13 protein-coding genes are annotated in these 14504 nt (G+C 73.1%); 6 read left to right on the top strand and 7 right to left on the bottom strand.

Translation table 11 applies throughout. From position 1 onward, the window contains the following. Positions 1–99: 99 nt before the first annotated feature. The 3 genes from sucB to ACFXB5_RS44720 form a co-directional block, all read right to left on the bottom strand. On the bottom strand, positions 100–1482 hold the full coding sequence (gene sucB / locus ACFXB5_RS44730; RefSeq protein ID WP_385219592.1) for a 2-oxoglutarate dehydrogenase, E2 component, dihydrolipoamide succinyltransferase: 1383 nt from the start codon (positions 1480–1482) through the stop codon (positions 100–102). A 51-nt stretch (positions 1483–1533) separates the two neighbouring features. Continuing rightward, entirely contained in the window at positions 1534–2922 is a 1389-nt protein-coding gene (gene lpdA / locus ACFXB5_RS44725; RefSeq protein WP_385219590.1) for a dihydrolipoyl dehydrogenase, read from the bottom strand. Positions 2923–3338: 416 nt separating this feature from the next. Beyond that, positions 3339–4871: a leucyl aminopeptidase gene (locus ACFXB5_RS44720; RefSeq protein WP_385219588.1), complete on the bottom strand. Its 1533-nt coding sequence runs from the start codon at positions 4869–4871 to the stop codon at positions 3339–3341. Between the two features lie 230 nt (positions 4872–5101). Here ACFXB5_RS44720 and ACFXB5_RS44715 point away from each other — a divergent pair, with 230 nt between their 5' ends. Further along, a complete protein-coding gene (locus ACFXB5_RS44715) occupies positions 5102–6079 on the top strand; it encodes an adenosylcobinamide-GDP ribazoletransferase (RefSeq protein ID WP_385219586.1) in 978 nt (325 codons plus the stop codon). 313 nt (positions 6080–6392) lie between these two features. On the opposite strand, the gene cobT is transcribed toward ACFXB5_RS44715, so the two are convergent. Together cobT and ACFXB5_RS44705 are read right to left on the bottom strand one after the other, a co-directional pair. Next, complete coding sequence (cobT, locus tag ACFXB5_RS44710; protein WP_385219584.1) at positions 6393–7442, bottom strand: nicotinate-nucleotide--dimethylbenzimidazole phosphoribosyltransferase; 1050 nt, start codon at positions 7440–7442, stop codon at positions 6393–6395. Between the two features lie 230 nt (positions 7443–7672). After that, complete coding sequence (locus ACFXB5_RS44705) at positions 7673–8872, bottom strand: bifunctional adenosylcobinamide kinase/adenosylcobinamide-phosphate guanylyltransferase (RefSeq protein WP_385219582.1); 1200 nt, start codon at positions 8870–8872, stop codon at positions 7673–7675. Positions 8873–9012: 140 nt separating this feature from the next. Here ACFXB5_RS44705 and ACFXB5_RS44700 point away from each other — a divergent pair, with 140 nt between their 5' ends. Continuing rightward, positions 9013–9216: a hypothetical protein gene (locus ACFXB5_RS44700; RefSeq protein WP_020871990.1), complete on the top strand. Its 204-nt coding sequence runs from the start codon at positions 9013–9015 to the stop codon at positions 9214–9216. A 73-nt stretch (positions 9217–9289) separates the two neighbouring features. Here the strand turns inward: ACFXB5_RS44700 and ACFXB5_RS44695 are convergent, their stop codons facing one another. Together ACFXB5_RS44695 and ACFXB5_RS44690 are read right to left on the bottom strand one after the other, a co-directional pair. Beyond that, positions 9290–10024: a class I SAM-dependent methyltransferase gene (locus tag ACFXB5_RS44695; RefSeq protein ID WP_385219598.1), complete on the bottom strand. Its 735-nt coding sequence runs from the start codon at positions 10022–10024 to the stop codon at positions 9290–9292. Positions 10025–10083: 59 nt separating this feature from the next. Further along, positions 10084–10680, bottom strand: coding sequence for a DUF3043 domain-containing protein (locus ACFXB5_RS44690; RefSeq protein WP_385219580.1), 597 nt, complete (start codon positions 10678–10680; stop codon positions 10084–10086). A 249-nt stretch (positions 10681–10929) separates the two neighbouring features. Here ACFXB5_RS44690 and ACFXB5_RS44685 point away from each other — a divergent pair, with 249 nt between their 5' ends. The 4 genes from ACFXB5_RS44685 to ACFXB5_RS44670 all read left to right on the top strand — a co-directional run bounded on the left by ACFXB5_RS44685 (position 10930) and on the right by ACFXB5_RS44670 (position 14107). Next, positions 10930–11715 (top strand): PspA/IM30 family protein, encoded by a 786-nt coding sequence (locus ACFXB5_RS44685; protein ID WP_385219578.1) that lies wholly within the window; start codon positions 10930–10932, stop codon positions 11713–11715. A 36-nt stretch (positions 11716–11751) separates the two neighbouring features. Next, positions 11752–12030 carry a hypothetical protein gene (locus ACFXB5_RS44680; protein ID WP_385219576.1) on the top strand — a complete coding sequence of 93 codons (279 nt, stop codon included), beginning with the start codon at positions 11752–11754 and terminating at the stop codon, positions 12028–12030. Positions 12031–12140: 110 nt separating this feature from the next. Next, positions 12141–13433: a sensor histidine kinase gene (locus ACFXB5_RS44675; protein ID WP_385219575.1), complete on the top strand. Its 1293-nt coding sequence runs from the start codon at positions 12141–12143 to the stop codon at positions 13431–13433. Beyond that, positions 13430–14107 carry a response regulator gene (locus ACFXB5_RS44670; RefSeq protein WP_385219573.1) on the top strand — a complete coding sequence of 226 codons (678 nt, stop codon included), beginning with the start codon at positions 13430–13432 and terminating at the stop codon, positions 14105–14107. The genes ACFXB5_RS44675 and ACFXB5_RS44670 overlap by 4 nt, the downstream gene beginning before the upstream one ends. Positions 14108–14504 lie beyond the last annotated feature (397 nt).

The following is a 14504-nucleotide window of genomic DNA, read 5'->3' as shown; positions in this document are numbered from 1 at the left end:
GCGGGGCCCGCGCCACTTGTGGCGCGGGGGCGGAAAATACACCCCCCCCCGCCCGGGCGCCCGCGGGGGGGGGGCGCGGCAGGGAAACCGAGGTGCGGATCAGAGCCCGAGGTCCACCTCGAACTCGCCGGCCTCCAGGATCTCCTTGACGGCCGTCAGGTAGCGGGCCGCGTCGGCACCGTCCACCAGGCGGTGGTCGTAGGAGAGCGCCACGTACGTCATGTCGCGCACCGCGATGGTCTCGCCCAGCTCCGGGTGGTTGATGACCACCGGACGCTTGACGGTCGCGCCGATGCCCAGGATGGCGACCTGGTTCGGGGGCACGATGATCGTGTCGAACAGCGCACCGCGCGAGCCGGTGTTGCTGATCGTGAAGGTGGCGCCGGACACCTCGTCCGGGGTGATCTTGTTGGAGCGGACCTTGCCCGCCAGCTCCGCCGTCTTCTTGGACAGACCGGCGATGTTGAGGTCGCCGGCGTTCTTGATGACCGGGGTCATCAGGCCCTTCTCGGCGTCCACCGCGATACCGACGTTCTCCACGTCGAAGTACGTGATGGTGTTGTCGTCCTCGTTGATCCGGGCGTTGATGGCCGGGTGGGCCTTCAGCGCCTGGACGGCGGCCTTCACGAAGAACGGCATCGGCGAGAGCTTGACGCCCTCACGCTGGGCGAACGCCTCCTTGGCCCGGGCGCGCAGCCGCATGACCTTGGTGACGTCCACCTCGACCACGCTGGTCAGCTGGGCCTGGCTGTGCAGGGCCTTCATCATGTTGTCGCCGATGACCTTGCGCATCCGCGGCATCTTGATGGTCTGGCCGCGCAGCGGGGACACCTCCTGCGGGGCGGCCTTCGGCGCGGCGGCGGCCGGCGCCTGGGCCTTGGCGGCCTTGGCGGCCTCCGCGGCGGCGATGACGTCCTGCTTGCGGATGCGGCCGCCGACGCCGGTGCCCTTGACCGTGGACAGGGCCACGTTGTTCTCGGCGGCGAGCTTGCGCACCAGCGGGGTGACGTAGGCGCCCTCGGCCTCGGGGGCCGCGGGAGCCGGGATGGTGGCGGCCGGAGCCGGGGCGGGCGCCGGAGCGGCCGGGGCCGGCTCGGGGGCGACCGGCTCCGGGGTGACGGCCTGCGGCGCCGGGGCGCTCGGGGCCTGCGGGGCCGGGGCGGGCGCCGGGGCCTCCTGGACCGGCTCGGGAGCCGGGGCGGGGGCGGCCGGGGCCTTGGCGGGCGCGGCGGCCGGAGCGGCACCGGCGGCACCGATCACGGCCAGCTTGGCGCCGACCTCGGCGGTCTCGTCCTCGCCGACCAGGATCTCCAGCAGGGTGCCCGCGACCGGGGCCGGGATCTCGGTGTCGACCTTGTCGGTCGACACCTCGAGCAGGGGCTCGTCGGCCTCGACGCGCTCACCTTCGGCCTTGAGCCAGCGGGTGACGGTGCCCTCGGTCACGCTCTCGCCGAGCGCCGGCAGGGTTACGGAAACCGCCATGGTGTTCGGTTGCTCCTTAACGATCTTTGGATGGTTCGCGCTCGGGATGAGTCAGTCGTGGGAGTGCAGCGGCTTGCCGGCCAGGGCCAGGTGGGCCTCGCCGAGCGCCTCGTTCTGGGTCGGGTGGGCGTGGACGAGCTGCGCGACCTCGGCCGGCAGCGCCTCCCAGTTGTAGATCAGCTGAGCCTCGCCGACCTGCTCGCCCATCCGGTCACCGACCATGTGGACGCCGACGACGGCACCGTCCCGTACCTGCACGAGCTTGATCTCGCCCGCGGTCTTGAGGATCTTGCTCTTGCCGTTGCCCGCGAGGTTGTACTTCAGGGCGACGACCTTGTCCGCTCCGTACAGCTCCTTGGCCTTGGCCTCGGTGATGCCGACGGAGGCGACCTCGGGGTGGCAGTAGGTCACCCGCGGCACACCGTCGTAGTCGATCGGAACGGGGTTCTGGCCCGCCAGCCGCTCGGCCACCAGCATGCCCTCGGCGAAGCCGACGTGGGCCAGCTGGAGGGTGGGGACCAGGTCGCCGACGGCGGAGATGGTCGGCACGTTGGTCCGCATGTACTCGTCGACGAGGACATAGCCGCGGTCCATGTTGACCCCGGCCTCCTCGTAGCCGAGCCCCTGCGAGACCGGGCCGCGGCCGACGGCCACCAGCAGCAGCTCGGCCTCGAAGGTCTTGCCGTTCTCCAGCGAGACCTTGACGCCGTCGGCGGTGTACTCCACGCCCGAGAAGCGGGAGCCGAGGGAGAAGTTGATGCCGCGCTTGCGGAAGGCGCGCTCCAGCAGCTTGGAGCTGTTCTCGTCCTCGACCGGGACGAGGTGGGGAAGCGCCTCGACGATGGTGATATCGGCCCCGAAGGACTTCCACGCGGAGGCGAACTCGACGCCGATGACACCGCCGCCCAGCACGATCGCGGACTTCGGCACGCGGTCGAGCACCAGCGCGTGGTCGGAGGAGATGACGCGGTTGCCGTCGATCTCCAGGCCGGGCAGGGACTTCGGCACCGAACCGGTGGCCAGCAGGATGTGGCGGCCGGTGTAACGCTCGCCGTTCACATCGACGGAGGTCGGGGAGGACAGCCGGCCCTCACCCGTCACATAGGTGACCTTGCGGGAGGCGATGAGGCCCTGCAGACCCTTGTAGAGGCCCGAGACCACGCCGTCCTTGTACTTGTGCACACCCTCGATGTCGATGCCCTCGAAGGTGGTCTTCACACCGAATTCCGAGCCCTCGCGGGCCTGGTCGGCGAGCTCACCGGCGTGCAGCAGCGCCTTGGTGGGGATACAGCCACGGTGCAGACAGGTGCCGCCCAGCTTGTCCTTCTCGATCAGGGCGACGTCCAGACCCAGCTGCGCCGCGCGCAGGGCAGCGGCGTAACCGCCGCTACCGCCTCCGAGGATCACTAGGTCGAAAACGGTGCTGGCGTCGTTCGCCACGTCACGTCCTCCATGCATGGTGCGCCGGGGCCGGCCTTGGTCGGCCGGGCGGCGGCGTGTGTTCGGCCGCTTCTTACTTCGGCCCTGGTGTCGGTGGCCCTGTCCTGCCGGGACAACATCTTCGCACTTGTTGGGAGGGGGCGGGACGCGGGGCCGCTGTGTGAGAAATCTCCACACCCCAGTTCAGGGGTTACCGCTGCGTATCCGGAACGCGAAGCCCCGTCGATTTCGTTGAGGGCGAAATCGACGGGACTTTCGGCCTATGGCGGCGGCGTCTCATACGGTCGCGAAGTGTTGCCGCGACATGTCGCTGTGTCGCGGGGCCAGGGTCTCCTGGCCGGAGCTAGGGGGTCACCTGGCGTTCGCGGCCTCGGGGGCCTCGGGGCTTTGGGGCCTCAGGGCTTTGGGGCCTCGGCTCAGCCGAGGTCGCCGTCGGCGGTGCGCTCGGCCAGCCGCACCAGAGTGCGGACCGCGGCGCCCGTGCCGCCCTTGGGGGTGTAGCCGAACGGACCGGACTCGTTGAAGGCCGGACCCGCGATGTCCAGGTGGCCCCAGGTGATCCCGTCCGCCACGAACTCCTTCAGGAAGATGCCGGCCACCAGACCGCCACCCATGCGCTCGCCCATGTTCGCCAGATCGGCGACCGGCGAGTCGATGCCCTTGCGGAGGTGGTCGGGCAGCGGCATCGGCCAGGACGGCTCACCGACCTCGCCCGCGACCTCGTGGAGCGTGGTGCGGAACGCCTCGTCGTTCGTCATGATCCCGAACGTGCGGTTGCCCAGCGCGAGGACCATCGCACCGGTCAGCGTCGCCACGTCCACGATCGCGTCCGGCTTCTCCTCACCGGCGCGGGTGATCGCGTCGGCGAGCACCAGCCGGCCCTCGGCGTCGGTGTTCAGCACCTCGACGGTCTTGCCGCCGTACATCGACAGCACATCGCCGGGGCGGGTGGCCGAACCCGACGGCATGTTCTCGGCGAGCGCCAGCCAGCCGGTCAGATTGACCCGCAGGCCCAGCTTGGCGGCGGTGACGACCGCGGCGAACACGGCGGCGGCACCGCTCATGTCGCACTTCATCGTCTCGTTGTGACCGGCCGGCTTGAGGGAGATGCCGCCCGAGTCGTAGGTGATGCCCTTGCCCACCAGGGCGAGCGTCTTCTCGGCCTTGGGGTGGGTGTACGCGATCCGGACCAGCCGCGGCGGGGCCTCCGAGCCCTGGCCGACGCCGAGGATGCCGCCGTACCCGCCCTTCTTGAGCGCCTTCTCGTCCAGCACCTCGGTCTTGAGGCCGTGCTCCTTCGCGGCCGCGACCGCCTCGGCCGCGAAGACGGCCGGGTTGAGCAGGTTGGACGGGGTGTTGATCAGGTCACGGGCGCGGTTGACCTCCGCGACGAGGGCGGTGGCGCGCTCTACGGCCGCCTTGTACGCCTTGTCGCGCGGCTTGCCGCCGACGAGGGCGACCTCGGCGAGCGGCCCGTTGTTCTTCTTGTCCTTGTCCTTGGCGTTGCCGCCGTTGCCGTTGCTCTTGTCGTACGTGTACGCGCCGAGCAGCGCGCCCTCGGCCACGGCGGCGGCGTCGGCCGGGCCCTCGATCGGCAGCGCGAACGCGCCCTTCTTCGAACCGGTCAGCGCGCGGGCGGCCGCGCCCGCGGCCCGGCGCAGCGTCTCGGCGTCATAGCCGTCGCCCTTGGCCGGGACCTCGCCCAGCCCGACCGCCAGCACGACCGGGGCCTTGAGGCCGGACGCGGCGGGCAGTTTGGTCACCTCGCCCTCGGCGCCGGTCGCGCCGAGCGTCTCCAGAACGGCGGCCAGCTTCCCGCCGAACGCCTTGTCCACGGCCTCGGCGCCGACAGCGACGACGGGGCCCTTGGCCCCCTTCGCCACACCGACGACGACGGCGTCCGCGCGCAGTGCCGCGGCGGACGAGGTGCTGAGAGTCAGAGCAGTCACAGTGGTCGGGTCCCTCTTCCGGTAGTTCGTCGGCCGTCATGGATTGGTAGGCCGCGCCCCTCCGCATCGTATGCCTAGGCCCCATTTGGGCTCGGTTCTCCCCCGGCTACCGCCGGGAGGTGCCCGCGACCGGAAGTGCCAAGCACCGGGCGTGCCTTGGCACTCAGGGCTCAACAGGGGCGCGCCCTGGGGCTTACCCGCTACGGGTGACCGGGATAGCCTTCCGCGCGATGGACACCACGCCGGAGCCGCCGCAGCCGCAATCGCAGCCGTCCGCACGCCCGCCGGAGGCCGAGCCCGAACCCGAGCGGCCGGAGAGCTGCGAGCCCTCTGAGCCCTCCGAGCCTCCTGAGGGCGCGGAGCAGCAGCAGTCCGAGCGGCCGGAGCATCCGCCGCGGCCCGACTACGACCCGCCGCCCGCGCACGCTCCGCGTGCCCCCTGGAGCGACGGGGTCCGCTTCGCGTTCGGCACGCTCACGGTGCTGCCCGTACGGGGCACCCGGTGGGACCGGGAGGCGGCGCACGCGGGGATGCTGTGCGCTCCGCTGGCCGGGCTGGCCGTGGGGCTGTGCGCGGCCGCGGTGGGCGGGGTGTTGCTGTTCCTGGGCGGCGGTCCGCTGCTCGCGGCCGTGGCCACCGCCGCGATACCCGCCGTACTGACCCGCGGCCTCCACCTCGACGGGCTCGCCGACACCGCGGACGGGCTCGGCAGCGGCAAGCCCGCCGAGGACGCGCTGCGCATCATGAAGCGGTCGGACATCGGGCCGTTCGGCGTGATCACGCTGCTGTTCGTCCTGTTCGGGCAGGTGGCGGCCCTGGCCGAGCTCTACGGGGAGGACTGGGCGCACGGCGCGGTCGGGGCGGCCGTGGCCGGTGTCACCGCGCGCTGCGCCCTGACGCTCGCGGCCCGCGTGGGCGTTCCGGCGGCGCGCCCGGAGGGGCTGGGCGCGGCGGTCGCGGGCAGCGTGCCGTGGCGTTCCGCCGGTGTCGTGGCGGCGTTGACGGTGGTGGGCTGCGCGGCGGTGGCCGTTCCGTTCGGCCCGTACGCCGTTGTCGGTCACGCCTTCGCCGCACTGGCCGCTCTGGCGGCCGCCGAACTCCTCCTGCACCACTGCCACCGCCGTTTCGGCGGGGTGACCGGCGATGTCTTCGGCGCGCTGGCGGAAACGGCCGCCACGACCGCCCTGGTGGTCCTGACCTTCGGCTGAGAGGTGTCCGGCGGGTCGTGGCGCCTGCGGCGGGCCACGTGGCGGAGCCGCTATCGATGCCTCCCCCTCCCCGCCCCTTCCCGACACCTGACGATATGCGGCGCCGCCGCGTGGGGGGCTCCGCCTCAGACCCCGGGGTCCAAGGGTGAAGCCCCTGCCACGCGGCGGGCACCCCGTAGGGCCCGCCCTAAGCGGATCGGCGGAAGTCGGCTACGGTTCGGTGGCGCCCCGAAGGGGCGCGGGGAACTGCGCGACCAGCCACGACGGTGCCGCGGACGATCGACGGCAGGTCAGGGCACTTCCAGCGGAGCGCTTAGCCGTCGCGCTCCGGGAGTTCCGCGTGCAGGGCCGCGGCCGCCTGCACGAGCGGCAGGGCGAGGAGCGCGCCCGTGCCCTCGCCGACCGTGACGCCGTGGTCGAGCAGCGGGGTGAGGGCGATGCGGTCGAGGGCCTTCTCCTGGCCCGGTTCGCCGCTGGCCTGACCGGCCAGCCACCAGTCCGGGGCGCGGAACGCCACCCGCTGGGCGACCAGCGCGCAGGCCGCCGAGACGACGCCGTCGAGGATCACCGGGGTGCGCCGTACGGCGCTCTGCAGCAGGAAGCCGGTGATCGCGGCGAGGTCGGCACCGCCGACGGTGGCCAGCAGCTGGAGCTGATCGCCGAGCACGGGGCGGGCGCGGCGCAGCCCGTCGCGGATGGCGGCGCACTTGCGCATCCAGGCGAGGTCGTCGATGGCGGCCCCGCCGCGGCCGGTGACCACGGACGCGTCCGTACCGCACAGCGCGGCGATGAGCGTGGCCGCGGCAGTGGTGCCGCCGACGCTGAGGTCGCCGAGGACGAGAAGGTCCGTGCCGGAGTCGGCCTCCTCGTCGGCGATGGCCATCCCGGTGCGGAAGGCCCGCTCGGCCTCGTCCAGGGTGAGCGCGTCCTCGACGTCGATCCGGCCGGACCCGCGGCGTACCCGGTGGCGGGTGACGTCTTCGGGGAGGTCCTCGGGGTCGCAGTCCAGGGCCATATCGATGACCCGGACGGGCGTGCCGAGACGGGCGGCGAGGATGGCGGCCGGGCTCTCGCCGTCGAGCACGGCGCGGACCAGACGGTGGGCGCTCCCGGCGGGGCGGGCGGAGACGCCGAGTTCGGAGACGCCGTGGTCGCCCGCGAAGAGGACGACGCGGGGCTGCTCGATGGGCTTGACCGGCACCCGCTGCTGAGCGGCGGCCAGCCACTCGCCCAGTTCGTCCAGGCGCCCGAGCGCACCCGGCGGCAACGCGAGCCGCTCGCGGCGCTCCTCGGCGTCACGCCGGATGCCCCCGTCGGGGCGCTCGATCAGGTCGACGAAGTCATCGAGATTGAGAGCACTCACCTGGCGAACCCTACCGGGCGCTCCGGGAACCGGTACGGCGTCCGTCCGTTGAGCCCGGCGCGGGCCGCGTGCGGGCCCCGCGCGGGCACAGGCCGGAGCCCGCGTCGGCCTACTCGGCTCGGCTGCCCGCGCCGCCGTCTCGCGCCTTCGGCGCAATTGAGCGGCGAGGCAGGAGGGGGCGCGGGCAGCGTCGCCGGGCGCCGGGCCGGTGGGGCGCGGGGACCGTGGCGTCAGCCGCGCAGCGGCAAGGGCTGACCCGCCACCACCAACAGCACCTGCTCGCACTCCTCGGCGAACGCCGCGTTCAGACGGCCCAGTTCATCGCGGAAACGGCGCCCGGAGGCGGTCGCGGGGACGACGCCCGCGCCGACCTCGTTGCTCACCGCGACGACCGTACGGGTCGTGGCGCGGACCGCCGCGACGAGGGCGGAGACCCGTTCGTGGAGGGCGCGTTCGCCGCCGTGTGCCCACTTCTCGTCGTCCCAGGCGCTCACGGAGTCCATCGCGTCGGTGAGCCACAGCGCCAGGCAGTCGATGAGCAGCGGTGGGCCGTCCTCGGCGAGCAGCGGGGGCAGGTCGCAGGTCTCGGTGGTGCGCCAGGAGCCGGGGCGGCGGTCGCGGTGGGCGGCGACGCGGGCGGCCCACTCGGGGTCGTCCTCGCGGGTGCCGCCCGTCGCGACGTACAGGACGTCGGGGAACGCGGCCAGCCGCCGTTCCGCCTCGAGGGACTTGCCGGACCGGGCGCCGCCCAGCACCAGCGTGCGGCGCGGCAGGTCCGGCACCGCGTGGTACTCGCCGACGATCAGCGTCTGCCCGTCCGGCACCGCCCGCGCGCCCGCCGTGGCGAGGCGGCGGTGCAGCTCCCGGCCGGGCGGGGTGGCGTGGTCGAGATGGACCGCCAGCACGTCGGTGGTGGCGCCCACGGCGCCCGAGGAGCGCAGGGCGGCCAGCGCGTCGGGGCGGCCCGGAACGTCGAGCAGCACCATGTCGTACGGCTCGGCCGGGTCCGGGAGCCCGGCGGCGGCCGCGCCCGGCGGGAGGTACAGCAGCCGGGTGCTGTCGGGCCCGGTGACCTCGTAGCCGGTACCGGGGGAGTCCAGCGCGACCGCCCGCACCCGGTGGCCGCTGATCAGGGACAGCGTGCGGCCGTCCGGCACCCGCCCCGGCGCCGGCAGCCCGGCCGGGAACTCGACGGCCGGACCCGCGTGCGGATGGGAGAGCAGCACCTGGCGGACGCCCACCAGCGAGTACCCGGCCCGCGCGGCGGCGAAGGCGGCCCCCGGGGTGAGATCGATCAGCAGCGCGCCGTCGATCAGCAGCGAGGTGGCGGCCCGTGCCTCCTCGCCGACGGCGGCGGCACAGGCGGCGCAGGGGCAGCCGTGGCGCGGCAGCCCGTCGGGGGCCCCGGTGCCCAGAAGAGTGAGTTCCACGCCCCGATCGTCTCGCGTCCGTTCCCACGGGTCGCGCGGGGCCACCCCGTACGGAGTGATCAGTCACCTAGGCTGCGGGCAGACATCAGCTGTGGACCGCCGGGTATTACCTGTGGGCCGGCGGGATGGAGGAGGCTGGAATGGCGTGGACATGGCGGTTCGAGAAGTCCGACGGGGCGGAGACGAAGCCCGCGGTGCAGCCGGAGGAGTTCCCGACCCAGGGGGACGCGGAGTCGTGGATCGGTGAGGAGTGGCGGGAACTCCTCGAGGGAGGCGCGGAGCAGGTGACGCTCTTCGAGGACGGGAAGAAGATCTACGGCCCGATGAGCCTGCGCGCCGAATAAGCAAACCTGCCCGCCGAATGGGCAAAAGCGCGGGGTGGCGGTCCTGACCGCCACCCCATCCCGCGGCCCCGGATCAGCCGCGTACCCCGCACAGATGCAGCAGCGCCGCCACCGCCCGATAGGGATCCGTGCGGCCGGCCCGCTCCTCGGCCGTCAGCAGCCGCTCCCACTCCGGGGAGCCCGGCGGCTCCGCGTCGTCCGGGGCGAGGTCGGTGAAGACCCGCACGCCGTACCAGGCGCGCAGGGGCGCCCCGATCGCGGTGAGGGTCTCGGCAAGCTCCTCGCGCCGGTCGGCGCGCACCGCCAGCCCGATCCGGTTGGTGTACGAGGGGGAGTCGAAGGCGGCCAGCGCGGTGTCGAAATCCCCGGCCAGCCCCGGCCGCATCGCCAGCGCGTCACCGTTGCGCACCAGCAGCGAGAGCAGACCGCCGGGGGCCAGCACCCGGGCCAGCCCGGCGAGCAGCGGATCCGGTTCGGGCACGTACATCAGCACGCCGTGGCACAGCACCACATCGAAGGTGCCCGGCAGGAAGTGTGCCCCGGTCTCCCGGCCGTCGCCCTCGAGCAGCCGCACACGTCTTCGGATGCCCTCGGGCTCGTCGGCGAGCGCGGCGCGGGCCGCCTCCAGCATGGTGGCGTCGGACTCCAGCCCGGTGACCTCATGGCCCGCGCGGGCCAGCCGCAGCGCCTGGGTGCCCTGGCCGACGCCCACGTCGAGCATCCGCAGCCGCTGCCCCACCGGGAAGCGTGCGGTGATCTGCTCATCGAGCTGGTGGGCGACCAGCGCCTGCCGGACGGTGTTCCGCAGGCCCCCTAGGTGGCTCAGCCAGCCGGCCGCTCCGCCGGTGAAGCCGGAGGGTGGGCCGCTCAGGGCCGCTCTCCGCGCTTGACCTGCGGCTTGGGCAGCCGCAGTCGGCGCATCTGGAGGGTGCGCATCAGGGCGTACGCCACCGCGCCGCGGAGATTCTCGTCGGGGAAGCGCTTGCGCAGCTGCCGCTTGAGCTGGACCCCGAGGACGAGGGAGTTGACCACGATGAGGACGATGACCACCATCCACACCAGCAGCACATAGCTCTGCATGGCCCCGGCCCGGATCATGCTCAGGACCAGGATGACCACCGCGAGCGGCAGGAAGTACTCGGCGACGGAGAACCGCGAGTCCACGTAGTCACGGGCGAACCGCCGCACCGGACCCTTGTCGCGGGCCGGCAGATACCGCTCGTCACCCCCGGCCAGCGCCTGACGCTGCTTGGCCAGATCGGCTCGGCGGGCCTCGCGCGCACGCTTGGAGGCGTCCTTGCGGTTGGCCGGCGTCTTCGCCAGGCTGCGGCGCTGCGTCTGGGCCTCGCTCCGCTTGGGAGTGGGGCGGCCCTTGGGCGCCTGTGGGTCACGGGTCTGCTGCGGCTGGTCCGCGGTCACCTTGGCGGTAGCGGCCTGCTCATCCTTGGAACGGCTTCGGAACACAAAGCCCAAGGGTACGGGTTGCGGGGTGGGTGCCCCAGCCTCTGGGGGAACGATCAGGCAACGGAGTCCCGCCCTAATCGGGACACAGGGGGCGCACTCCTCCTTGCGCCGGAGGCTCCCACCGTCTGATCGTCCTGCAGGAGGAGCACGAGCGGGCTCGAACAGTGCGGTAATGGAAGCAGGGCCCGTAGGCTGGGTCTGTTGGAGTGCCGGAGTCACACGTCCGTCAGAAGGGGGCGCGCGAGGCCCATGAGCGGTGTCATGAAGCGTATGGGGATGATCTTCCGCGCGAAAGCCAACAAGGCCCTGGACCGGGCCGAGGACCCGCGCGAAACCCTTGACTACTCGTACCAGAAGCAGCTGGAGCTGCTCCAGAAGGTGCGCCGCGGTGTCGCCGACGTGGCGACCTCGCGCAAGCGCCTGGAGCTTCAGCTCAACCAGCTGCAGGGCCAGTCCACCAAGCTGGAGGACCAGGGCCGCAAGGCGCTCGCGCTCGGCCGGGAGGACCTGGCCCGCGAGGCGCTGTCCCGCCGCGCCGCGCTGCAGCAGCAGGTAACCGACCTGGAGACCCAGCACCAGACGCTCCAGGGCGAGGAGGAGAAGCTGACCCTGGCCGCCCAGCGGCTGCAGGCCAAGGTCGACGCCTTCCGTACGCGCAAGGAGACCATCAAGGCCACCTACACCGCGGCCCAGGCCCAGACCCGCATCGGCGAGGCGTTCTCCGGCATCTCCGAGGAGATGGGCGACGTCGGCATGGCGATCCAGCGCGCCGAGGACAAGACGGCGCAGCTCCAGGCGCGCGCGGGCGCGATCGACGAGCTGCTGGCCTCCGGCGCCCTGGACGACCAGTCCGGTATGGCCACCAAGGACGACATCGCGGCCGAGCTCGACCGGATCTCCGGCGGTACGGACGTGGAGCTGGAGCTTCAGCGGATGAAGGCCGAGCTGGCCGGCGGCAGCCCACAGCAGGCGATCGAGGGCGGCAAGGACGAGTCCCAGCAGTCCCGGACCCAGCACAAGTTCGACAAGCAGTAGCCCGCGCCCCCGCCTGGGCGAGGTCAGGAGGTCGTCATGATCGTACGGATCATGGGGGAGGGCCAGGTGCGGGTGGCCGAGAGCCATCTGCCCGGACTGAACAGGCTGGACGACGAGCTGCTCGCGGAGATCGAGGGCGGCGATCACGAGGGCTTCCGGAGGACCCTGGGCGCGCTGCTGGACGCGGTGCGCTCGGCCGGTGAGCCCCTGCCCGACGACGCGCTCCAGCCGTCCGAGCTGATCCTCCCCGCCGCCGGCGCGACCCTCGAGGAAGTCAAGGCGATGCTCAAGGACGACGGCCTCATCCCGGGCTAGTGCGGCGCGCTCCCGGATCCACACTCCAGCACTGAGCACAGGTCGTACCTCCCTTCACCGGCCGGGTACGGGCCGCCCAGAAGCCGGGCGGCCCCCCGCGGCCCTTACTGTTGGATTCCGTGACTCCCCTCGCCGTCGGGCCGGGCCTGGCCCGTCCGCACCGCTGGCTGTGCGCCCACCCCCGTGCCCTGGACACGGTGGTGGCGCTGGGGGTCCTCGCGCTGATCCTGATCGGCGCGGTGGCCGGCCCGCGCATGCGCCACCAGTCGCTGGGCGCCTTCTTCGTGCTGCTGGCCGTGCTCGCCGCCGCCTCGCTGGTGCTCCGCCGCGATCTGCCGCGCGGGGTGCTCGCCTTCAATGTCGCCCTCACCCTCGCCGAGCTCGTCACCAATGACGTGGGCCCGCCGCGCACCTCGATCGTGTTCGGGGTCGTGGTGGCGCTCTACACCGTGGCGGCCAGCACCGACCGCCCCACCACCTGGCGGGTCGGCGCCGCCACGGCCGTGCTGCTCACCGGCGCCGGAATGCTCTTCGCGCTCAACCCCTGGTACTCACAGGAGAACTGGGGCCTCTTCGCCTGGACCGGGCTGGCCGCGGCCGCCGGTGACGCGGTGCGCAGCCGGCGCGCCTATATCGCCGCCATCGAGGAGCGGGCGGTACGCGCCGAGCGCACCCGCGAGGAGGAGGCGCGCCGCCGGGTCGCCGAGGAGCGGCTGCGGATCGCCCGTGAGCTGCACGATGTCGTGGCGCATCACATCGCGCTGGTCAACGTCCAGGCCGGGGTCGCCTCCCATGTCATGGACAACCGCCCGGACCAGGCCAAGGAGGCGCTCGCACACGTACGGCAGGCGAGCCGCTCGGCGCTGGAGGAGCTGCGCGCCACGGTCGGCCTGCTGCGGCAGTACGGCGACCCCGCCGCCCCCACCGAACCGGCCCCCGGCCTCGCCGTCCTGGACCAGCTCGTGGACGGCTTCGTACGGGCCGGGATGCGGGCCCGGGTCCGGGCGGAGCCACCGGAGAAGCTGGGTCCGCTGCCGGGCTCGGTGGACCTCACGGCCTACCGCGTGGTCCAGGAGGCGCTGACCAATGTGCACAAGCACGCCGGGCCCGGGGCCACCGCCGAGATCCGCATCGCCCGGCTCGCGGACGCCCTGGAGGTCACGGTCGAGGACGACGGGGCGGGGACGCGGACCGAGGGCCCCGAGGAGGCGCCGGACGGCGCGGACGGGTCCGGGGAACCCCGGGCGGACGGGACGGAGCCCGGCGGCGGACACGGCCTGCTGGGGATGCGTGAGCGGGTGGCCGCACTGCGCGGCAGCTGCGAGGTGGGACCCTTGCCCGAAGGCGGCTTCCGGGTGCGGGTGAGACTTCCTCTGCAGCCGCGTAGGGGAGGGGACTCATGACGATCAGGGTGCTGCTGGCGGACGATCAGGCGCTGCTGCGCAGCGCGTTCCGTGTCCTGGTGGACTCCGAGCCGGACATGGAGGTGGTGGGGGAGGCGTCCGACGGCGCGGAGGCGGTGGAGATCGCCCGTGCCCGGGGCGCCGACGTCGTCCTGATGGACATCCGGATGCCCGGTACGGACGGGCTGGCCGCCACCCGCATGATCACCGAGGACCCGCAGCTCAAGGACGTACGGGTGGTCATGCTGACGACCTTCGAGGTGGACGAGTACGTGGTGGACTCGCTACGGGCGGGCGCCAGCGGCTTCCTCGGCAAGGGCGCCGAACCCGATGAGCTGCTCGCGGCGATCCGTATCGCGGCGGCGGGCGAGGCGCTGCTGTCCCCGGCCGCCACCAAGGGGCTGATCGCCCGCTTCCTGGCCCAGGGCGACGGGAGCGGCGGCGAGGACGCCTATGACTCCTCACGGCTGGACGCCCTGACCGTGCGCGAGCGCGAGGTCCTCGTCCAGGTGGGCGGCGGGCTGTCCAACGACGAGATCGCCGCCCGGCTGGAGGTCAGCCCGCTCACGGTCAAGACGCATGTCAACCGCGCGATGGCCAAGCTGAGCGCCCGCGACCGCGCCCAGCTGGTGGTGATCGCCTACGAGACGGGGCTGGTCCGCGCGGGCGCGTAGCGCTGTCCGCCGGACCTTTCCCCTCCCCGCCCCTTCCCGAACCTGGGGCGGAGCCCCAGACCCCGGTCCGAGGCTCTGCCCCGGGGCCCGGGGGCTTTGCCCCAGACCCCGGACGGGGTTCTGCCCCAGACCCCGAAACCGGGGCTCTGCCCCAGACCCCGGGCGGGGGGTTTGCCTCGGGTCCCGGGCGGGGCTCTGCCCCAGACCCCGGGCGGGGGGTTTGCCTCGGGTCCCGGGCGGGGCTTTGCCTCAGACCCCGGGCGGGGGCTTTGCCCCAGACCCCGGATGGGGCTTTGCCCCAGACCCCGGACGGGGTTCTGCCCCAGACCCCGGAACCGGGGCTCTGCCCCAGACCCCGGGGTCTGGGGCAGAGCCCCAGTTGTGGGAAGGGGCGGGG

Source organism: Streptomyces sp. NPDC059455 (assembly GCF_042750115.1).
Lineage (GTDB): Bacteria > Actinomycetota > Actinomycetes > Streptomycetales > Streptomycetaceae > Streptomyces > Streptomyces endocoffeicus.
The sequence above is the reverse complement of the archived record's forward strand: the minus strand, read 5'-3'. Positions and strand labels throughout refer to the sequence as shown.

Bases quoted from the DNA above. Each gene is read 5' to 3' on its own strand.
- sucB (WP_385219592.1), bottom strand. From the start codon at position 1,482: ATGGCGGTTTCCGTAACCCTGCCGGCGCTCGGCGAGAGCGTGACCGAG.
- ACFXB5_RS44715 (WP_385219586.1), top strand. From the start codon at position 5,102: ATGGACACCACGCCGGAGCCGCCGCAGCCGCAATCGCAGCCGTCCGCA.
- ACFXB5_RS44700 (WP_020871990.1), top strand. From the start codon at position 9,013: ATGGCGTGGACATGGCGGTTCGAGAAGTCCGACGGGGCGGAGACGAAG.
- ACFXB5_RS44685 (WP_385219578.1), top strand. From the start codon at position 10,930: ATGAGCGGTGTCATGAAGCGTATGGGGATGATCTTCCGCGCGAAAGCC.
- ACFXB5_RS44680 (WP_385219576.1), top strand. From the start codon at position 11,752: ATGATCGTACGGATCATGGGGGAGGGCCAGGTGCGGGTGGCCGAGAGC.
- ACFXB5_RS44670 (WP_385219573.1), top strand. From the start codon at position 13,430: ATGACGATCAGGGTGCTGCTGGCGGACGATCAGGCGCTGCTGCGCAGC.